21 protein-coding genes are annotated in these 19,690 nt (G+C 60.4%); 11 read left to right on the forward strand and 10 right to left on the reverse strand.

What is annotated here, in order from left to right; translation table 11 throughout:
• Positions 1-128: 128 nt before the first annotated feature.
• The 3 genes from ACYZTK_RS24795 to ACYZTK_RS24805 form a co-directional block, all read right to left on the reverse strand.
• Complete coding sequence (locus ACYZTK_RS24795) at positions 129-1,028, reverse strand: hydroxymethylglutaryl-CoA lyase (protein ID WP_462012237.1); 900 nt, start codon at positions 1,026-1,028, stop codon at positions 129-131.
• A 149-nt stretch (positions 1,029-1,177) separates the two neighbouring features.
• Positions 1,178-1,576 carry a MerR family transcriptional regulator gene (locus tag ACYZTK_RS24800; protein ID WP_462012238.1) on the reverse strand — a complete coding sequence of 133 codons (399 nt, stop codon included), beginning with the start codon at positions 1,574-1,576 and terminating at the stop codon, positions 1,178-1,180.
• A gap of 62 nt (positions 1,577-1,638) precedes the next feature.
• Positions 1,639-2,568, reverse strand: a complete 930-nt coding sequence (locus ACYZTK_RS24805) for a LysR family transcriptional regulator (protein WP_122839321.1) — start codon at positions 2,566-2,568, stop codon at positions 1,639-1,641.
• Between the two features lie 175 nt (positions 2,569-2,743).
• On the opposite strand from ACYZTK_RS24805, the gene ACYZTK_RS24810 reads away from it, so the two are divergent.
• A complete protein-coding gene (locus tag ACYZTK_RS24810) occupies positions 2,744-3,973 on the forward strand; it encodes an acyl-CoA dehydrogenase (RefSeq protein WP_462012239.1) in 1,230 nt (409 codons plus the stop codon).
• 110 nt (positions 3,974-4,083) lie between these two features.
• Here the strand turns inward: ACYZTK_RS24810 and ACYZTK_RS24815 are convergent, their stop codons facing one another.
• The gene (locus tag ACYZTK_RS24815; protein WP_462012240.1) at positions 4,084-4,890 is read right to left on the reverse strand and encodes a TatD family hydrolase; all 807 of its coding nucleotides are present in this window, start codon (positions 4,888-4,890) and stop codon (positions 4,084-4,086) included.
• A gap of 222 nt (positions 4,891-5,112) precedes the next feature.
• On the opposite strand from ACYZTK_RS24815, the gene ACYZTK_RS24820 reads away from it, so the two are divergent.
• The 3 genes from ACYZTK_RS24820 to ACYZTK_RS24830 all read left to right on the forward strand — a co-directional run bounded on the left by ACYZTK_RS24820 (position 5,113) and on the right by ACYZTK_RS24830 (position 7,632).
• The gene (locus ACYZTK_RS24820) at positions 5,113-6,534 is read left to right on the forward strand and encodes an MltF family protein (protein WP_462012241.1); all 1,422 of its coding nucleotides are present in this window, start codon (positions 5,113-5,115) and stop codon (positions 6,532-6,534) included.
• A 105-nt stretch (positions 6,535-6,639) separates the two neighbouring features.
• Positions 6,640-7,074, forward strand: a complete 435-nt coding sequence (locus tag ACYZTK_RS24825; protein ID WP_462012242.1) for a DoxX family protein — start codon at positions 6,640-6,642, stop codon at positions 7,072-7,074.
• Between the two features lie 249 nt (positions 7,075-7,323).
• Positions 7,324-7,632 (forward strand): class I SAM-dependent methyltransferase, encoded by a 309-nt coding sequence (locus tag ACYZTK_RS24830; protein ID WP_462012243.1) that lies wholly within the window; start codon positions 7,324-7,326, stop codon positions 7,630-7,632.
• Between the two features lie 22 nt (positions 7,633-7,654).
• Here the strand turns inward: ACYZTK_RS24830 and ACYZTK_RS24835 are convergent, their stop codons facing one another.
• Complete coding sequence (locus ACYZTK_RS24835) at positions 7,655-8,320, reverse strand: GNAT family N-acetyltransferase (protein WP_462012244.1); 666 nt, start codon at positions 8,318-8,320, stop codon at positions 7,655-7,657.
• Positions 8,321-8,604: 284 nt separating this feature from the next.
• Here ACYZTK_RS24835 and greB point away from each other — a divergent pair, with 284 nt between their 5' ends.
• Positions 8,605-9,120 carry a transcription elongation factor GreB gene (greB, locus tag ACYZTK_RS24840; protein ID WP_462012245.1) on the forward strand — a complete coding sequence of 172 codons (516 nt, stop codon included), beginning with the start codon at positions 8,605-8,607 and terminating at the stop codon, positions 9,118-9,120.
• A 1-nt stretch (position 9,121) separates the two neighbouring features.
• Here greB and ACYZTK_RS24845 read toward each other — a convergent pair whose 3' ends face one another.
• Positions 9,122-11,626: an ABC transporter permease gene (locus ACYZTK_RS24845; protein WP_462012246.1), complete on the reverse strand. Its 2,505-nt coding sequence runs from the start codon at positions 11,624-11,626 to the stop codon at positions 9,122-9,124.
• Entirely contained in the window at positions 11,626-12,309 is a 684-nt protein-coding gene (locus ACYZTK_RS24850; protein WP_028619977.1) for an ABC transporter ATP-binding protein, read from the reverse strand. The genes ACYZTK_RS24845 and ACYZTK_RS24850 overlap by 1 nt, the downstream gene beginning before the upstream one ends.
• A 10-nt stretch (positions 12,310-12,319) precedes the next feature.
• On the opposite strand from ACYZTK_RS24850, the gene ACYZTK_RS24855 reads away from it, so the two are divergent.
• From ACYZTK_RS24855 to ACYZTK_RS24865, 3 genes are all read left to right on the forward strand, one after another.
• Complete coding sequence (locus tag ACYZTK_RS24855) at positions 12,320-12,925, forward strand: arylesterase (protein ID WP_462012247.1); 606 nt, start codon at positions 12,320-12,322, stop codon at positions 12,923-12,925.
• 56 nt (positions 12,926-12,981) lie between these two features.
• Complete coding sequence (locus tag ACYZTK_RS24860) at positions 12,982-13,275, forward strand: hypothetical protein (RefSeq protein ID WP_123432651.1); 294 nt, start codon at positions 12,982-12,984, stop codon at positions 13,273-13,275.
• Between the two features lie 1,066 nt (positions 13,276-14,341).
• Positions 14,342-15,313 carry a L,D-transpeptidase family protein gene (locus ACYZTK_RS24865; RefSeq protein ID WP_462012248.1) on the forward strand — a complete coding sequence of 324 codons (972 nt, stop codon included), beginning with the start codon at positions 14,342-14,344 and terminating at the stop codon, positions 15,311-15,313.
• A 123-nt stretch (positions 15,314-15,436) separates the two neighbouring features.
• Here ACYZTK_RS24865 and oprI read toward each other — a convergent pair whose 3' ends face one another.
• A complete protein-coding gene (gene oprI / locus ACYZTK_RS24870) occupies positions 15,437-15,688 on the reverse strand; it encodes an outer membrane lipoprotei OprI (protein WP_003199355.1) in 252 nt (83 codons plus the stop codon).
• Between the two features lie 637 nt (positions 15,689-16,325).
• Here oprI and ACYZTK_RS24875 point away from each other — a divergent pair.
• Positions 16,326-16,613: a GNAT family N-acetyltransferase gene (locus tag ACYZTK_RS24875; protein ID WP_462012249.1), complete on the forward strand. Its 288-nt coding sequence runs from the start codon at positions 16,326-16,328 to the stop codon at positions 16,611-16,613.
• Between the two features lie 74 nt (positions 16,614-16,687).
• On the opposite strand, the gene ACYZTK_RS24880 is transcribed toward ACYZTK_RS24875, so the two are convergent.
• The gene (locus ACYZTK_RS24880; protein ID WP_462012250.1) at positions 16,688-17,764 is read right to left on the reverse strand and encodes a 3-deoxy-7-phosphoheptulonate synthase; all 1,077 of its coding nucleotides are present in this window, start codon (positions 17,762-17,764) and stop codon (positions 16,688-16,690) included.
• Positions 17,765-17,892: 128 nt separating this feature from the next.
• Positions 17,893-18,336 carry a PilZ domain-containing protein gene (locus ACYZTK_RS24885; protein WP_462012251.1) on the reverse strand — a complete coding sequence of 148 codons (444 nt, stop codon included), beginning with the start codon at positions 18,334-18,336 and terminating at the stop codon, positions 17,893-17,895.
• On the opposite strand from ACYZTK_RS24885, the gene ACYZTK_RS24890 reads away from it, so the two are divergent.
• A complete protein-coding gene (locus ACYZTK_RS24890; RefSeq protein ID WP_462012252.1) occupies positions 18,335-18,721 on the forward strand; it encodes a YbbN family protein in 387 nt (128 codons plus the stop codon). The two genes, ACYZTK_RS24885 and ACYZTK_RS24890, sit on opposite strands and share 2 nt — an antisense overlap.
• Positions 18,718-19,674 carry a putative 2-dehydropantoate 2-reductase gene (locus tag ACYZTK_RS24895; RefSeq protein WP_462012253.1) on the forward strand — a complete coding sequence of 319 codons (957 nt, stop codon included), beginning with the start codon at positions 18,718-18,720 and terminating at the stop codon, positions 19,672-19,674. Before ACYZTK_RS24890 ends, ACYZTK_RS24895 begins: the two co-directional genes overlap by 4 nt.
• The last annotated feature ends 16 nt before the right edge of the window (positions 19,675-19,690 follow it).

The following is a 19,690-nucleotide window of genomic DNA, read 5'->3' on the forward strand; positions in this document are numbered from 1 at the left end:
TTTAAATACAAGTACTTAGATATTTATGAGGTTTTGGCGTGACACCTGAATCGCACATTTTGTTTCCGTGTTACTCGTTTGTGCCCACGCTTCCGGGGTGGCGGTAACACCCCGACACAACCGACCGCTCACTGTGCGCTACGCGCCTTGGCAACTCGCGAACCAGTAGAGCGGCCCAGCACGCTGCAGATCTGCTCGCCAGCGAGAATCAGGGCTTGCAGGTCAATTCCGGTGTCGATGCCCAGGCCGTTGAGCAGGTACACCACGTCTTCGGTAGCGACGTTACCGCTGGCGCCTTTGGCATAGGGGCAACCCCCGAGGCCGGCGATCGAGCTGTCGAAGGTCGAAATGCCTTCCAGCAGGCTGGCGTAGATGTTGGCCATGGCCTGGCCATAGGTGTCGTGGAAATGCCCGGCCAGTTTTTCCCGGGGCACATCGGCCGATACCACGTCGAACATCCGCCGAGTCGCGCCCGCAGTGCCGGTGCCAATGGTGTCGCCGAGGGAGACCTCGTAGCAGCCCATCGCGTATAGCTCGCGAGCGACCCGTGCGACCTGCTCGGGGGCTACAGCGCCTTCATAGGGGCAGCCCAGCACGCAGGACACGTAGCCGCGCACGGTCACGCCGTGTTGCCGGGCGGCGTCCATGATCGGGACAAAACGATCAAGGCTCTCGCTGATCGAGCAGTTGATGTTGCGCTGGGAGAAGGCTTCGGAGGCGGCGGCAAAGACCGCGACTTCCTTGACTCCAGCGGCGATGGCGTCTTCGAACCCGCGCAAGTTGGGGGCGAGTGCACCGTAGGTCACCCCGGGCTTGCGCTGGATCTGCGCGAAGACTTCTGCAGAACCGGCCATCTGCGGCACCCATTTAGGCGAAACGAAGCTGCCGACTTCTATGTAGCCAAGGCCGGCGGCGCTCAGGGCGTCGACCAGTTGCACCTTGTCGGCGACGCTGATGGGTTGGGCTTCGTTCTGCAGGCCGTCGCGAGGACCGACTTCGACCAGGCGCACGTGAGAGGGTAGGGACATGGGAATCGACCTGTTTTGTCTATATGTTCAGAAAACTCTGTGGGAGCAAAGCTTGCTCGCGATGGCGGCCTGTCAGGCAATATCACTGTTGAAACAGATGCCCTCAATCGCGAGCAAACTTTGCTCCCACAGGGTGGGTAGTTGGGTTCCTACACTGCCTGCTGGCTCTTGATCGTCTGTTCCAGCGCCTGGGTACAACGCTCCTGCGCGGTGTCCAGCTCCAGCTTCATCTGTTCGATGTCGAGCATCTGCTGTTCAAGCTGATCTCGCCGCTCGGCGATCTTGTTCAACATGGTCTGCAGCTGTTTCTGGTTGCCGCCGGCCGGGTCGTAAAGTTCGATAAGCTCGCGGCATTCGGCCAGCGAAAAGCCGATGCGCTTGCCCCGCAGAATCAGCTTCAGGCTGACCTTGTCCCGGGGCGAGTAGACGCGTTCCTGGCCGCGTCGCTCCGGGCTGAGCAGGCCTTGCTCCTCGTAAAAGCGGATCGCCCGGGTGGTGATGTCCAGCTCGCGGGCGAGGTCGGAGATGCTGTAGGTCTGGCTGCTCATGGGCGCGCTCGAAAAGGGGCATGGCGCTAAGCTAATGGCAGGTTGACGTTTACGTCAAGGGCCTACACCTTATCCAGCTTCTTCTCATGCGCAGTCACCTGCTGACACAACTCGATCATCTGCTCGCGCATCCAGCGGTTCGCCGGGTCCTGGTCGGTGCTCTCATGCCAGTACAGGTGAGTTTCCACCGGCGGCACGTCGTTCACCGGCAAACTGAAGGCATGCAGGTCGTTGCGGCGGGCGAAGCGCTCCGGCACGGTCATGACCATGTCGGTCTGCTGCAACACTTGTGAAGCCATCAGGTAGTGCTGCGAGCGCAGGGCGATCTTGCGCTGGATGCCCATCTTGCCCAATGCCAGGTCGACATGGCCCAGGCCACTGCGACGGCTGGAAATATGAATGTGGGTCAGGGACAGGTAGTCATCGAGGCTGAACTTTTCCTTGTTCGCCAGCGGATGGCCCTTGCGCATGGCGCACACGTAACGGTCTTCCATCAATTTGACGTGGCGAACCTGCGGATCGGTATTGAGCGGAGCATCGACCGCAAAGTCGAGACGTCCGGCCGCCAGTTCCTTAGTGGTTTCACGACGCTTGGACAGGAAACTTTCGATGATAACGGTCGGCGCCAGGCGGCGCAGGCGCTGGAACAGCGGTGGCAGGATAACGGCCTCGGTGAGGTCGGTCATGCTGATGCGATAGGTCTTGACCGCCTGCAGCGGGTTGAAAATGCGACTTTCCTGTACGGACACGCGCAGCAGCGACAGCGCATTGCGCACCGGGCCGATGATGTTTTGCGCCATAGGGGTCGGGACCATGCCCTGGGCGGTGCGCACGAACAACGGGTCGTTGAAGGTCTCGCGCAGGCGGGCCAGGGCGTTCGAGACCGCCGGTTGGGTGATGCCGACGATCTGCCCGGCGCGAGTCAGGTTGGCTTCGGTGTAGATCGCGTCAAAGACGATGAAAAGGTTGAGGTCGACCTTGCTCAGATTCATTGCGCTGCACTCTTATTGTGTGGGCTCGATGGCCTTGACGATCAGTGGATCATATATCGGTGATGAATGTTAATACACGCCGAGAATAGGCTAGGTAAATTTTCGTCACTGTTCTAGCATCAATTTCACGACCTGAACAACTCATCGAAACCCCCGTTAAAAGGTAGAGCTGCCCATGGATTTCGCTTATTCGCCCAAGGTGCAAGAACTGCGTGAGCGCGTGACCGCGTTCATGGACACCTACGTTTACCCTGCTGAAGCCGTGTTCGAGCGTCAGGTCGCCGAAGGCGATCGCTGGCAGCCGACCGCGATCATGGAAGAACTCAAACTCAAGGCCAAGGCTGAGGGGCTGTGGAATTTGTTTCTGCCTGAGTCCGAACTCGGTGCCGGCCTGACCAACCTCGAATACGCGCCTCTTGCGGAAATCATGGGCCGCTCGCTCTTGGGGCCAGAGCCGTTCAACTGCTCGGCGCCCGACACCGGCAACATGGAAGTGCTGGTGCGCTATGCCAACGAAGAACAGAAACAGCGCTGGCTCGAACCTCTGCTGCGTGGCGAGATTCGTTCGGCATTTGCGATGACCGAACCGGACGTGGCGTCCTCCGACGCGACCAACATGGCGGCCCGCGCCGTGCGTGACGGTGATGAGTGGGTGATCAACGGCAAGAAATGGTGGACTTCGGGTGCCTGTGATCCACGCTGCAAGATCCTGATCTTCATGGGCCTGAGCAATCCCGACGCACCGCGGCATGCCCAGCACTCGATGATCCTGGTACCGGTAGATACCCCGGGCGTGAAAATCCTCCGTCCGCTGCCGGTATTCGGCTACGACGATGCACCTCACGGCCACGCCGAAGTGCTGTTTGAAAACGTCAGGGTACCGTTTGAAAACGTCCTGCTGGGCGAGGGCCGCGGGTTTGAAATCGCCCAGGGTCGTCTTGGCCCGGGCCGGATTCACCACTGCATGCGGTCAGTCGGCATGGCGGAGCGGGCGCTCGAACTGATGTGCAAACGTTCGGTGAGCCGTACCGCGTTCGGCAAGCCGTTGGCGCGCCTGGGCGGTAACATCGACAAGATTGCCGATTCGCGGATGGAAATCGACATGGCGCGCCTGCTGACGTTGAAGGCGGCGTACATGATGGACACCGTCGGCAACAAGGTGGCCAAGAGCGAGATCGCGCAGATCAAGGTGGTGGCACCCAATGTGGCGCTGCGCGTGATCGACCGGGCGATCCAGATCCACGGCGGCGCCGGGGTTTCCAACGATTTCCCGCTGGCCTACATGTATGCGATGCAACGCACCTTGCGCCTGGCCGACGGCCCGGACGAAGTGCACCGTGCGGCGATTGGCAAATTCGAGATCGGCAAGTATGTGCCGAAGGAGATGATGCGTAGCGGTCAATAAGGATCCACTGTGGGAGCGAGCCTGCTCGCGATTGGTTTTATCAGTCAAAAAGTATTTTGAATGTGAATCCGTCATCGCGAGCAGGCTCGCTCCCACAGGGGTTGCAGTCGTCAGCCGATCGTCGGCAGTCCATAAAACGCCCGCGCACACGCGGTGCTGTGCGCTGCCAGGTCTTCCTCGCTTTCCCCGCGATGCAACGCCACCTCACGCAAAACCTCAGTCAGATACGCCGGCTCGTTACGGCCGTTTTTCGGCTTCGGCCGCAAGCTGCGCGGGAGCAGGTACGGGGCATCACTCTCCAGCATCAACCGTCCGCGCTTGATCTCCTTGACCAGTGGGTGCAAATGCGTGCCCCGGCGCTCATCGCAGATCCACCCGGTTATGCCGATGTGCAAATCCAGGTCGAGGTAGCTGAACAGGGCTTTTTTCTCGCCGGTAAAGCAGTGCACCACTGCGGCCGGCAACTGGTCGCGGTAGTCGCGCAGGATATCCAGCAGGCGCTGGCTGGCATCGCGTTCGTGGAGGAACACCGGCAACTGCAGTTCAACCGCCATGGCCAAGTGTTCCTCCAGGACCTTTTCCTGTTGTGGGCGTGGCGAAAAATCACGATTGAAATCCAGCCCGCATTCACCCACGGCCACCACGTTCGGTTCCTTGAGCAAACTGCGCAGGCGCCGGGCGCTGTCGGCGTTCCAGTCGCTGGCGGAGTGCGGATGGATACCGGCAGTGGCGAACAGGCGCTGGGCGCTTTCGTCGAGTTGCTGGCACAGCTCCAGAGCCTGTTCGCTGCCTTCAACGCTGGTTCCCGTGAGTACCAGTTGGCAGACGCCGGCCGCATAGGCGCGATCCAGTACCGCCTGGTGTTTGTCGGCAAAACTGGGGTTGGTCAGGTTGACGCCGATATCGATGAGTTGCATGGTGCTACCTCGGACCAAAGGCCGGAAAGCATATCAGAGCTCCAGATTTATAAGAAAAGCCAAGAACTACAAACAGTTATAGCTGTCTCTTGATGCCGCGAGGCAGGTCGTGCAGGTCGGTTGACCCGTTCGCTGCCGGTTTGCGCGCTTTGTCAGCTGTTTTTCTGACGTTCGATTTCCCTCATTCCTTGAAATCGGCCCAGTATTCTTTCCGGAGAGTGGATGACCCGTCCCTCGGTGTTGCTACTGCTGTGTTTGTCGTTGCTGCTGCCGATGCCGGCGGTTGCACGTCTGGCCGGCCCGCTGCAGGCCGTGCCCGCGGCCAAGGTCCGTGACCTGGCGGAGATCCGCAGCAGCCGGGTGTTGCGCGTGCTGGTCAATCAGAGTCGCAACAGCTCCGGGGAAGTCGAGGGCCAAGCCATCGGCGTCGAATACCATCGCCTGCGCGCCTTTGAACAATACCTCAATGGGCACGCCCGTGACGGCCAGGAAATTACCCTCAAGATCATCCCCAAGGGCAAGGATCAGTTGATCGGCGCATTGCAGCGCGGCGAGGGTGACCTGGTGGCACCGGGGGAATTGCTGGATCTGCAACCCGGTCATGCCATCAGCACCAGCGAACCGATTGCCAGCAATATCCCGCTGGTTCTGGTGGGGATCAAGGGCGAGCGGCGCTACACCCGCCTGGAGCAACTGTCCGGCAAGACCCTGGCCTTGCCCACGGGCAGCGCCGCCGGCGATGCGGTCAGTCAGATCAACCAGAAGCTCGCGCTGCATAAATTGCCACCGGTGAACGTCGAGTGGGTCGATCCCAGCCTCGCGGTCGAGGACGTGCTGGAAATGGTCCAGGGCGGCATCTTCCATCTGACCATCGTCGAACAACCGATCGCCGAGCGCTGGGGCAAGATCCTGCCCAAGCTACGCCTCGACCGGCAGGTGCAGATCAGCGATCCCGGGGAAGAGTTCTGGTTTGTGCGGCGCGATGCTTCGATGTTGCGGGCGAGCATCGACCGGTTCCTGCTGACCTACAAGACGCCGTCGGACCAGGACGTGGCATTCCTGCGGATCTATCGGCGCCTGTATCAGGTGCACTACCCGCTGGCCAAGGCCAATCGTCAGCGCCTGGAAAAGTTGCGCCCGGTGTTGCAGAAGCACGCGGATGCCCAGGGCATGGACTGGTTGAACCTGGCGGCGCTGGCGTTCAAGGAATCCGGCCTGCAGCCCAATGCCCGCAGCGGCAGCGGCCCCACCGGGCTGATGCAGATAACACCTGCGGCGGCGCAGCGGGTAGGCGTCAACAACATCCAGGAGCTCGATGCCAATGTGCTGGCAGGGGCCAAGTACCTGGCGATGATCCGCCGCAAATTTTTTGCCAGCCCCAAGCTCAATGAACGTGAGCGCATGGCGTTTGTGCTGGCGGCTTACAACATCGGGCCGGAGCGGGTCCAGGGCATGCGCGCCGAGGCTCGGCGCCGAGGCCTGAATCCCAACCAGTGGTTTTTCCAGGTCGAGCGCATTGCCATGGAGCAGGTCGGAATGGGCCCTGTCAGCTATGTTAATAGCGTGAACAAGTATTACCTGGCGTTCGATCGGGAGCGGGAGTCGTTGGAGCCCCAGGGGCAAAAAGTTGCCGTGCGCAAATGATCGACTAAACTGATTGATATGGTGGAATAATTCCGCTTTTATCATGAATTTAGTTGATTAATATGGCGGCCAACCAACACTCAAACCAAGAATGGATGACACAGCATGAACTCACTGATCAACAAGGTACTGTTTACCCGCGCCGGCTACGGCTTGACTGTCCTGCGGATCTTCGTCGGCATCATCTTCGCGGCCCACGGCGCGCAAAAGCTGTTTGGCGCATTTGGCGGTTACGGTTTGGCCGGCACTGCGCAGTACATGGAAAGCCTGGGCCTGACCCCGGGTTATGTGATGGCCACGCTGGCCGGGGGCACCGAGTTCTTCGGCGGCCTGGCATTGATCATCGGCCTGCTGGTGCGGCCGGCAGCACTGGGCCTGACGTTCCTGTCGCTGGTCGCGATCTTCAGCGTGCACATCAGCAATGGCCTGTTCATGGCCAACAACGGTTATGAATTTGCCCTGGCTCTGCTCGGCGGTAGCATCGCCGTCCTGATCGAAGGTGCCGGCAAGCTCTCGGCAGACCGCGCCATCGCCGGCTAACCGCTCTGGCTCAACGAAAAGGCCCGCCTACTGCGGGCCTATTTTGTTGCGCGTCATTCTTGACACTGGCTAGTCAGCTTCTCTAGGATGCTGCTCATGCGCCGATTTAAACAGCTACTTGCGGGGCGCCAGGTGACTCGATCAGTCACCGATAGAAGCTTGGAAACAGGCTTCGAAATTCCGCTAAAGCGCTGGTTCGGTGTTGCCTCTCACCTGCCATGCAGACCTTTGAGGCAGAGACACGACACGATGAATGCACTAAGCCCCGTTGTACGCCCCGCGCCGATCACGGCACACCTCACCCAGCGCAATCCAAAAATCCTGCTTGGCGGCAAACATCAGCCGACGCTCCTGCGTTATCTCGATGGCTGGCCCCGTCGCACCGGTGGTCCCGCAGCTTTCCTGATCCAGTTTGTCGAAGACGGGGAATCACTGGCGCGTTTCTCCAGTGACAGCTTCGACCTGGCAGTGATCCAGTCGCCGAGCCTGGCAGACGCGGTCGAAGTGATCGCGCAGTTAACCCGGGTGGCCCGCCAGGGGCTGATTACCCGACGCTGAATTCCGGCGCATTATCGACTGCTCAGGCCAGCCCCTTCAACGCCAGGTCGTAGGGTTCACAGCCTTTGCTGGTAAAGCTCTGATAGCGGCCGAACAGGCGCACCAGGTAGATCGAGCCGACGTTCAAATAGCCCAGGCGGTAGATGGACTTCAACGAATCGAAGTTGCTCGACTCGACATAGGAGACCAGGCCCTTGTGGCCCTTTTCGAGGTAGTGCTTGAGCGCCAGGTTCATGCCGATGGCGTGCAGACGCTGGCCACGGTATTCGTGATGGGTGAAGCCCTTGTACATGTAGACGAAGGATGGGCTGAAGTGCAGGAACAGTTCCGGTGGATCGATATGGGTTGGTTGTTGCGAGTACCAGCCATAGGAGGCCAGTACGCCACCATCGAATATGCCGTAGCACTGGTCGCCTTTGGCCAGTGACTCGTCGATGAAGCTCTCGGACATTTCGTTCACCGGATCGCGGGAGTAGTGGCGCAACGTCTGTTCACTGAGAAACATCGGCTTGAAATTCGAGGGATAGTCGAGAAACTTGTCTTCGACTTTCTGCAGGGTCACCCCGCGCAGAATCTTGAACAGCATGAAGACGTTGACCGTCTTCAACAACAGCTGGTGAACCGCGTTGGATAATCCATTCTGGCGAATCTTCGTTTGGCTTTTCTGAAGCAGCTGCTGCACGATCATGGCGTCCTCCCACCAGATGTCAGGGTGTTGAAAAGGGGGGTTGGCGTGACAACCAAATGCCAATTTATTGGCCTTAGTAACAACATGTTAGCTAGGTAATTATTTTTTGCCTGCGAAAACGCCATAAAACTATCGGTGATCCTCGGCGCTAAGATAGAAACAATTGAGCAGTCGCGGCTATCTATTTGAGACATCAGAATTTCATTGCTCGCCCGCTTGCGCAGAAGAGAGAATTCTTTTTTTCAGTGCCGCCAATGGGTGATTCGCTTGAGGAGACACCCGATTTGAGTACCAACATCATCACAAAGGAAGGTCATGACGCGCTGAAACAGGAGCTCGATTACCTGTGGCGAGAGAAGCGTCCCGACACCACGCGCAAGGTCACCTGGGCCGCGTCGCTGGGTGACCGCAGCGAGAATGCCGACTACCAGTACAACAAGAAGCTGCTGCGAGAGATTGATCGGCGGGTGCGTTACCTGCGCAAGCGGCTGGAAGACGTGCGGGTGGTGGAGTATTCGCCGGAGCAAGAAGGAAAAGTGTTTTTCGGCGCCTGGGTCGAGATTGAGAACGAGGCAGGAGAGGTGAAAAAATTTCGCGTGGTGGGCTATGACGAAATCTACGGGCGAAACGATTACATCTCGATCGATTCACCGATGGCGCGCGCATTGCTGAAGAAGCAGGTGGGCGACGAGGCGGTGGTGCAGACCCCGGGGGGAGAAGTGCTGTGGTGGATCAACTCCATCTCCTACGGGCAACCGCCAAGCGATCGCCCTGCACCGGACGACCGCTCAAGCGGGTGAATCAACCCTCGCGCAGTACGGTTAGCGGGCTGGCATTCAACGCCCGACGAGTCCCGAACACGCCGGCACCGCCAATCAGCAGCGCACCAATCAACGGCAACACCAGCAGCCATGGGTGCGGCTGCCAGGGCAGGTCGAACGCGTAGCGGTACAGCACCAGGCTGACCAGTTCCGAGCCTAGCGCTGCGAGCAAACCACTGACTGCCCCCAGCAAACCAAATTCGATCCGCCGGGCCTTGACCAGCAACTGTCGTTCCGCCCCCAGTGCACGCAGCAGCGCGCCTTGGCGAATGCGTTCATCCAGGGTCGCCTGCAGCCCGGAAAACAGTACCGCCATGCCTGCAGCCAACACGAACAGCAGCACGTATTCCACTGCCAGGGTGACCTGGGCAAGGATGCTGCGCAATTGCTCAAGCAAGGCTTCGACTTGCAGGATGGTCACCGCCGGGAAGCTGCGAGACAGGTCGACGATCTGTTGATCATGCCCGGCTGCCAGGTAGAAGCTGGTGAGGTAGGTGGCCGGCAGGTCCTTCAAGGTGCCAGGCTGGAAGATCATGAAGAAGTTCGGCTGGAAGTTGTCCCAGTTGATGTCGCGCAAACTGGTGACCTTCGCCTCACGATTGACCCCACCGACAGTGAAGACCAGATGATCGCCCAGTTTCAGCTTGAGGCTTTCGGCCACTTTGCCCTCAACCGATACACCGGGAATCTCGTCGGGAGTCTGTTCGGTCCACCAGTTGCCCGCAGTGAGCTTGTTGCCCGGTGGCAAGTCGGCGGCCCAGGTCAGGCTCAGGTCGCGCTGGATGGCTCGATCCCCCGCTGAATCCTTGCTGACGATCTGCTGCACCGGCTCGCCATTGATGCTGATCAGACGCCCCGGCACCACTGGGTACAAGGGCGCCGCCTGGGCCGACAGTGCGACCAGCCGATCGGTGAACGCCTGCTTGTCTGCCGGCAGAATGTTCAGCGCAAAGTAGTTGGGTGCATTTTTCGGCAACTGATTTTGCCAGGTATCCAGTAATTCACCACGCAGCAGGGCGATCAGCGCCATGGACAACAGGATCAAGCCGAAAGCCAGGGATTGCCCCGCAGCGGCCAGTGGATGGCGCAGCAGTTGGCCCAATCCCAGGCGCCAGGGCAGGGAGGCGCGAGCCAGCATGCGCCGCAGGCTTTTGAGCAGCAGCAACAGCAAGCCGCCGAGGACCAGCGCGGCAATCACGCCCCCACCGAGCAGGGCGAAGGTCAGTACCAGGTCCAGGCTCAGGCGCCACATGATCAGCCCGAGCGCGCCCAACGCTGCGCCGTAGACCATCCAGGTGCTGGATGGAATCGGCAGCATGTCTCGTCGCAGTACGCGCAACGGTGGCACCCGACCCAATGCAGCCAGGGGCGGCAGGGCAAAACCGGCCAGCGCCACCAGCCCGGTGCCGATCCCGGCGATGGCCGGGAACAGGCCGCCAGGTGGGACGTCAGTGGGCAACAGATCATGCAGCAAGGCGAACAGCCCGAGCTGCGCCAGCCAACCGATCACCGCGCCGCTGATACTGGCCAGCAGGCCCAGGACTGTCAGCTGCAAGGCGAACAGCATCAGGGTTTCCCGGCGTGACAGGCCGAGGCAGCGCAATAGTGCGCTGGCATCGAAACGGCGAGTGGCGAAGCGCGTCGCCGATAACGCCACCGCCACGCCAGACAACAGCACCGCGACCAGGCTGGCCATGTTCAGGTAACGCTCGGCCTTGCCCAGCGCACCACCGATCTGCCGGTTGCCATCGCGAGCATCCTGCAGCCGCTGGTTCGCCGCGAGGCTGGGCGTGACCTGTTGCCGATAGTGTTCCAGGGCCTCGGCCTTGCCGCGCCAGAGTTCCCGATAGCTGACCCGGCTGCCGGGTTGCACTACGCCAGTCGCCTCAAGGTCGCTGAGATTGATCATGACCCGGGGCGTCAGGCTGTAGAAATTTCCCGCCCGATCGGGTTCATAGGTCAGTACGCGAGCGAGTTTCAACGTCTTCATGCCGACGTCGATGCTGTCGCCCATCTTCAGGTCCAGGGCAGTCAGCAGTCGCGCTTCAACCCAGGCTTCCCCGGGTGTTGGGCCGCCCCCCGACTCTTCCGGGGCGAAAGGTGCCGGCGCACTTTTCAGCTCGCCGCGCAGTGGGTAGACGGCATCGGCGGCCTTGATGCTCGACAGCTGGATGCCGTTGTCGGTAGCGATCACGCTGGAGAATTCGACGACCTGGGCGTGTTCGAGTCCGAGCTCGATGCCACTGCTGATCTGTTCCGGTCGCGCCGGCGAGCTGCCTTCGAGCAGCAGGTCGGCGCCAAGGAACTCGGTGGCGCGCAACAGCATGGCGCCATTCAGGCGGGCACCGAAGTAACCGATGGCAGTGCTCGCGGCCACGGCCACCAGCAAGGCGAAGAACAATACCCGTAGCTCTCCGGCGCGGGCGTCACGCAGCAGTTGGCGCAGGGCAAGGCTGAACAGGCGCAATAGCGGCAGGCGTGCCATCAAGGCTCCAGAGGGGCGACCAGCAGGCCGGCTTCAAGGCGGATCAGGCGCCGGCAGCGATGTGCCAGGCGTTCGTCATGGGTCACCAGCACCAGGGTGGTGCCGCGTTCCTTGTTGAGTTCGAACAGCAGGTCGCTGATGCGCTCACCCGTGTGGCTGTCCAGATTGCCGGTGGGTTCGTCGGCAAACAGCACGTCGGGTTCGGCGGCGAAGGCGCGGGCAATCGCCACGCGTTGCTGTTCGCCACCGGAGAGCTGGCGCGGCGAGTGGGTCAGGCGTTGGCCCAGGCCAACCCGTTGCAGCAGCTGCGTGGCTCGTTCGCGGGCATCCTTGCGGCCGTCCAGTTCCAGCGGCAGCATGACGTTTTCCAGGGCATTGAGGCTGTCGAGCAGCTGGAACGACTGGAACACGAAGCCGACATGCTCGGCACGAATGCGCGCGCGCTGGTCCTCATCGAGATTGCTCAGGGCCTGGCCGGCCAGGGTGACTTCGCCACTGCTCGGCAGGTCGAGGCCGGCGAGCAGGCCGAGGAGGGTGGATTTGCCCGAACCGGAGGCGCCGACGATCGCCAGGCTGTCGCCCTTGTTCAGTTCCAGGCTGAGTTCGTGCAGGATAGTCAGTTCACCTTCCGCGCTGGGTACCACTTTGCTGAGGTTCTTCGCGGTGAGAATGCTTGCGCCCATGGAGAATCCGATGCGAGTGTGGTTTTTGAGTGCTGGCCTGGCCTTGATGTGCATGGCCCAGAACGCAGCGGCGGGTACAGTCCTGATCGTTGGCGATAGTATCAGCGCGGGTTTCGGCCTGGATACCCGCTTGGGGTGGGTGTCCTTGCTTGAGCAGCGGCTCAAGCGCGAAGGTTTCGACGATAAGGTGGTCAATGCGTCCATCAGCGGCGACACCAGTGCCGGAGGCCAGGCGCGCCTGCCAGCGCTGCTTGCAGAGCACAAGCCGGCGCTGGTGATCCTGGAGTTGGGTGGCAATGACGGCTTGCGCGGGATGCTCCCAACGCAATTGCAACAAAACCTTGCGGCAATGATCGACAGCTCCCGGGCCACCGGCGCGAAAGTGCTGCTGCTGGGCATGCAACTACCCCCTAACTATGGGGCTCGCTATACCAAGGCTTTTGCCGAGGTTTATGGCAATGTCGCCGAGGAGAAAAAAATCCCTCTGGTACCGTTTTTTCTCGACGGTGTGGGCGGGCATCCGGACCTGATGCAAAGCGACGGCCTGCACCCGGCGGCCGGGGCTCAGGGCCAGTTGCTGGAAAATGTCTGGCCGACGCTGAAACCGCTGCTTTGACGCTTTTCTAGTGGCCGCGTTTCGGCTAAGGTGGCGCCCCCGATTTGGAGCCCCCGATGCCGCGTCCCGCCTGGTCACTTTTCGCCTATCAACTGATCGAGCCTGACGAGCAGCTGGATCTGTTCGCCTGCCAGGAAGTGCGGGTGCATCTGGTGACCCGCCAGCTGGAGCTCGGCGGCTCGGCTGACCGAACGCTGTGTGGCAGCCTGCTGCCGGCTCAGCCGCGTTGGTCGAGCGTAGAGCGCCGAGTATTCCAGGACCAGCGCCTGTGCTCCTTGTGCAGGGCGATTCTGGAATCGCAGAAGCGCGGGACGTCGCCGATTTGGCCGGAGTTGCGGTTCGAGCTGTAAGAGCTGTAGGAGCTGTCGAGTGAAACGAGGCTGCGATCTTTTGATCTTGCCTTGGTACACATCCGTTTCTGCGGTAACGGCTTCCATTGGTTCCGCTTTTACAGCGGGTCACTTTCGAAAAGCGCGAAAGTAACCAAAGCGCTCATGCCCCACCACTCGGCACCTCGCTTAGGCTCGGTGTGCCCGCACTCCGGCATTGCTCCGCGGGCCGCCGCGACGGGCCATCCATGGCCCAACGCAGCTAAACCGGCATCCTTGCCGGTTTACCCGCTCCGCAATACCTGCGTTCGGCCATCGTGGTTAACGGGGCGTCCGCGATCAAGAACCAGGCCGAGGCGGCCTGAGAGCCGACCTGACCGGGAGTTCGGCGCAGTATCAGCGCGAATGGAACACCCTCGAATGTAAGTACCCCTGTGGCCCCCGGTGGGAGCAAGCTTTGCTCCCACAGGTGTGGTCTGCACCCCACAAAATGTCACCTCCCACAGGTCCTCATTTCAAATACAGGGAAGGTGCACGACCAAACAAGCGCAGCGCGCCAGCTTGATGCCTTGGTCGGCCCGAAGGCCGCCACGGCCCGGTTCTTGATCGCGGACGCCCCGTTAACCACGATGGCCGAACGCAGGCATTGTGTAGCGGGTAAACCGGCAGGGATGCCGGTTTAGCCGCGCTGGCCCATGGATGGGCCATCGCGGCGGCCCGCGGAGCAATGCCGGAGTGCGGGCACACCGAGCCTAGGCGAGGTGCCAAGTGGTGGGGCAGAAAGCGCTTGGTTACTTGGCGCTTTTCCAAGTAACCCGCCGTAAGGGCGGAACCAATAGAAGCCGTTACCGCAAAAAAGGATATGTACACAGCAAGATCAAAAGATCGCAGCCTTCGGCAGCTCCTACGGGTGCAGACCACCGGGGCAGGTGAAATTCGTTAGCAAGGATTACCACAACCCCCCAACCCCCACCCAGCAAGCCCCTGAGGCCAATGCGCGCTCTATCGGTGCGTCTCCCCGAATACCCAGGCGCCAGTGTACAATCGCGTTCTTATACCCTTGTCGATCATGCGAAGGATTTTCCGGATGTTGCCGCGCTTTCCCGCCGTCACCCGCTGCCTGACTCTCGCCGCGCTCTGTGCTGCGGGTCCCGTGGCAGCCTTGGAGTTGCCTCTTCCGCCACCCGGTGAAGACATCATTGGCCAGGTACAAGTGATCAAGGCCAAATACGAAGATACCTTCGCCGACCTTGGTACCACCTACGACCTGGGCTACTCGGAAATGGTCGCGGCCAACCCGGGCGTCGACGCCTGGCTGCCGGGCGCCGGCACCGAGATCATCTTGCCGACGCGCTTCATCCTGCCGCCGGGGCCGCGCGAAGGCATCGTCATCAACCTGGCCGAATACCGCCTCTACTACTACCCCAAAGGCCGGAACGTGGTGTACACCTTCCCGCTGGGTATCGGTCGTGAAGGCTGGGGCTCGCCGATTGCCCACACCACCATCACCGCCAAGACACCCAACCCGACCTGGACGCCACCTGCGTCGATCAAGGCCGAGCACTTGGCTGATGGCGATCCGTTGCCTAACGTCGTGCCGGCCGGTCCGGACAACCCCCTGGGTCCGTTCAAGTTCAACCTGGGCACCCCGGGCTACCTGATCCACGGCTCGAACAAAAAGTTCGGCATCGGCATGCGCACCAGTCACGGTTGCTTCCGCATGTTCAACAACAACGTCCTGGAAATGGCGGGCATGGTGCCGGTGGGAACCTCCGTGCGCATCATCAACGACCCATACAAGTTCGGCGTGAGCGGCGGCAAGGTCTACCTCGAGGCGCATACGCCGCTGGACGACAACGGCAACCCGTCCGTGGTCGACAAGCACACGGCAGTGATCAACGCGATGCTCAAGCGTGAGGACATCACCAACAACCTGCGCATGAACTGGGACGTGGTGCGGGACGTGGTCGCTGCCGAAGATGGCCTGCCAGTAGAAATCGCCGTACCCAATGGGTCAGCGCCGATGGTCAGCAGTGCGCCGATCGATCTGCAGCAGTAAGGCCTTCAGAGAGCCCGCCAACGCTAGCCGCGTCGGCGGGTTTTTTATTGCCTAAAGGGAAATCCAGGCAATAAAAAAGCCGACCCATAAATGGGTCGGCTTGATAACAATCCCGAGGGATTATTACTTGCGGCTAGCTTTGTCGAGCATGCGCAGAGCGCGCTCGTTAGCTTCGTCAGCAGTCTGTTGTGCTTTTTGAGCAGCAGCCAGAGCTTCATCAGCTTTACGGTAAGCTTCGTCTGCACGAGCCTGGGAGCGAGCTGCTGCGTCTTCAGTAGCAGTCAGACGTGCTTCGGTTTCTTTCGATGCGCTGCTGCAACCGGTAGCCAGAACTGCGGCCAGGGCCAAAGCAGAGAATTTCAGAACGTTGTTCATCGTGTTCCCCTTCAAGGACTTTCTATTAAGTAGCTGTCTCCTCAGAGTGAGGAAATAGCCGGCGTACATACTACCCATTACTTGTAGTAAGTAAACTGACGTGTAGCAAGAAGCATAAAAAATTGTAGGCGTTGATTCTTTTTCGAGCAACTTTTAACTGCATTGTTTAAAAAATACCCAGCTGCAAGCCCCGATCTGAGCGAGCCGACCGGAAAAAGTTCCCGAGCCGCAGCGCTGTTTTCAAGGTCTAGGGTAAAGTCTGTTCAAATGATTTCGTCTACTCTTTTGTTCGGGATTTGCGCAGCGCGTCACCTATCTTTCTGCTAGTTGAGGTGACTTTAACAACGGGCGCTCGTCTTAAGTCTCAACATCCGGCAATGTTCAGGTTATCGGCCCCGGGAAATCCCTGGCCGGGAAGTCGCTGCATCACCCGGAGCAGCACCCGCCAATGGGCGCGATGACGAGCGTACCTTGAGCATTTTCGCCAATGGTGCCTACTATTTGTACGTGCCCGGTTGCGCGAGATTGGTGCGGCTCTTCTCGGTGTCCATTCAGGCACGGGGTGGCGTAGATGTTCCTTCGCCGGAAAAACATCGGTAAGGTAGGGGTCAGAATTCCAGACCCGCGAGGAGTAGTGATGAGCGAGGCGTTGTCCATCCACCATGACCAGGCTGGTCATCAGTTCGAGACCAATGTGGACGGTCATCGTGCCTACCTGACCTATATGGACCTGGGTAAACAGACCCTGGATATTTATCGTACGTTTGTGCCAAATGCGCTGCGTGGTCGCGGTATCGCTGCGGCGCTGACCGAACAGGCGTTGCAGTACGCCGACGAAATGGGCTACACGGTGATTCCTTCGTGCTCCTACGTGGAGCGCTACATGGAGCGTCACCAGCGGCATGCCGCCAAGCTGAGCCAGTAAACGCAACGCAAAAAAACGCCGGGCTGCCCCGGCGTTTTTTTATGCGCGAATTTTACTGGCCAGCCTGGCCGCGATCAGCCGCGATCGCGTTTAGGCAGCACATCCTTGAGTTTGGCATGCATGCTGCGCAAGGTGGTTTCGGTGGCAGACCAGTCGATGCAGGCATCGGTGACCGATACGCCGTATTGCAGGTCGGCGAGGTCTTTTGGAATCGCCTGGCAACCCCAGTTCAGATGACTCTCGACCATCAGGCCGATGATCGACTGGTTGCCTTCGAGGATCTGGTTGGCGACGTTCTCCATCACCAGCGGCTGCAGGGCCGGGTCCTTGTTGGAGTTGGCGTGGCTGCAGTCGACCATAATGTTCGGCTGGATCTTCGCCTTGTTCAGCGCTTGCTCGCAGAGGGCGACGCTGACCGAGTCGTAGTTCGGCTTGCCGTTGCCACCGCGCAGGACCACGTGACCGTAGGCATTGCCCTTGGTGGTGACAATCGACACGCCACCCTCCTGGTTGATGCCGAGGAAACGGTGCGGACTGGAAACCGACTGCAGCGCGTTGATCGCCACGGTCAGGCCGCCATCGGTACCGTTCTTGAAGCCGACGGCCGAGGACAGGCCCGAAGCCATTTCACGGTGAGTCTGGGATTCAGTGGTGCGCGCACCGATGGCCGACCAGCTGATCAGGTCCTGCAGATACTGCGGGGAGATCGGGTCCAGGGCTTCGGTCGCGGTTGGCAGGCCCATTTCGGCCAGGTCCAGCAGCAATTGACGACCAATGTGCAGGCCGTCCTGAATCTTGAAGGAGTCGTCCAGGTACGGATCGTTGATCAGGCCTTTCCAGCCAACGGTGGTGCGCGGCTTCTCGAAATACACGCGCATGACCAGATACAAAGTATCGGACACTTCGGCGGCGAGCACCTTGAGGCGCTCGGCGTATTCGTGGGCAGCCTTGATGTCGTGGATCGAGCAAGGCCCGATCACGACGAACAGGCGGTGATCAGTGCCGTCAAGAATGTTGCGAATGACTTCGCGACCCTTGGTGACGGTGCGCAGGGCAACGTCGCTCAGGGGAATATCACGCTTGAGCTGGTCAGGAGTGATCAGCGTCTCGTTGGAGGCGACGTTTAGGTCGTTGATCGGTAAATCAGCCATCGTTTACTCGTCAGGTCACGGGTGCCGGCCGCCAGCGAACCCGCGCGGCGGAGCACAGCAAATTAAGCGCGTCGGGGAGCGGAACCTTAGCGCGTTACACCGTGGCTCGACAATGGGCAGACAACGCTTTAATCCAGCACAGGCTGTGCAAAAGCCTTGTACACCGTGTCGTGGGAGAACTCGTCGGCATGCTGCTGGACCCACTCAAGCGCCAGTGCCTGATTATCCTGACGCTCGCTTTGCGGCTCGTGCAGGCGACAATACCGGTCGATCTGGCAAATCTGCTCACCCATGCGGGCGCTGAACAGCATCTGCTCGTCGACGAAGGCAATGCCTACCAGATAACCGCGCTTGCGCCGCAGGCACCAGGCCACATAGCCCAGGTAGCGCAGGTCCGGGTTCAGGGTCGGCATGCGCACTTCGAGCGCCGTGCCATGGCGCCAGGCGCGGTGGTAATTGCAAGCCATGCCCCCGAGGCTGATAGTGTGCAGCCGTTGCCGTGATATGCATTCATGTTTGAGCAACGTTAATTCAACGGGCACATCGTCAGGGTGAGGAAGAAAACGTCCCATGAACACGGACTCCATGTGTCGGTCATCTGACAGTGTTTCCCCCAGTATAGTGGTCGAATCGGAGCTGACCGATTTTGATGCCGACCAACGGCTACTGGCGATGCCGGGCGTTTCGCTGGTGATTTTCACCAGTGTCGGCTGCGCCAGCTGCCGCTACGCCCGAACCCGCTTGCCCGGGATGGAACTGGCCGTCGACCGATTGTGCTGGATTGATGCCGGCAGCAACGGCGGCGTGGTCGAGCGCTACCAGGTCTTTCACCTGCCGGCGCTGTTTGTGGTGCGCGACGGTGAGTTCTTCGGGGCAGCGAATTCGCGTATCGAGGTTGCCGAGCTCAATGCAGCGGTGGCCGAGGCGCTGACAAGAACAGCAGAGGAGTTGCCATGATGGGGGCAGTAGCCAAGCCGACAATCGGCATTATCGGCACCGGCGCGATCGGTGGATTTTATGGAGCGATGCTGGCACATGCCGGTTTCGACGTGCATTTTCTGTTGCGCAGCGAGTTTCATGCGGTGGCCGAGCACGGCCTGCAAGTGCGCAGTGCGCAACATGGGGCGCTGACGGTAAACCCGGTCCAGGCCTATTCTTCGGCCGACGACATGCCGCCCTGTGACTGGCTGCTGGTCGGGACAAAAACCACTAGCAACGCCGAGTTGACGTCCACTATCGTTCGCGCCGGTGCGCCGGACGCCAAGGTGCTCCTGTTGCAAAACGGCCTGGATGTCGAAGACAGCCTGCGCGAATCGCTCCCGGATTCGCTGCACGTGCTAGGCGGTCTTTGCTATATCTGCGTGCATCGCGAGGCGCCCGGAGTCATCACGCATCAGGCCCTTGGCGCGGTCCATATCGGCTACCACAGCGGCCCTGCCGCCGATCCCCAGACTCGCCAGGCAATAGTCGAGGAGGGCGCCGGACTGTTCCGCGCCGCCGGCATCGATTCCCAGGCCATGCCCAACCTGCACCAGGCGCGCTGGCAGAAACTGGTGTGGAATATCCCCTATAACGGACTTTCCGTGCTGTTGCGCGCGAGCACCACGCCGTTGATGGCCGACGCCGACAGCCGGGAACTGATCAAGGCGTTGATGGCCGAAGTGGTGCAGGGCGCCGCTGCCTGCGGGCATCTGGTGCCCGCAGGATATGCTGAGCATCTGTTCATGATGACCGAGAAGATGCCCGACTATTGGCCGAGCATGTATCACGATCACCTGCACGGGCGACCGCTGGAACTGGAGGCGATTTATGCCCGGCCCCTGGCGGCCGCGAAGGCTGCGGGATGTGAAATGCCGCGAATCGAGGCCCTGTTTCGCAGTTTGGCTTTTATCGATCGACGTCAAGCCTGAGTCGGTCAAAAAGAGA

Source organism: Pseudomonas sp. LB3P31 (assembly GCF_054897945.1).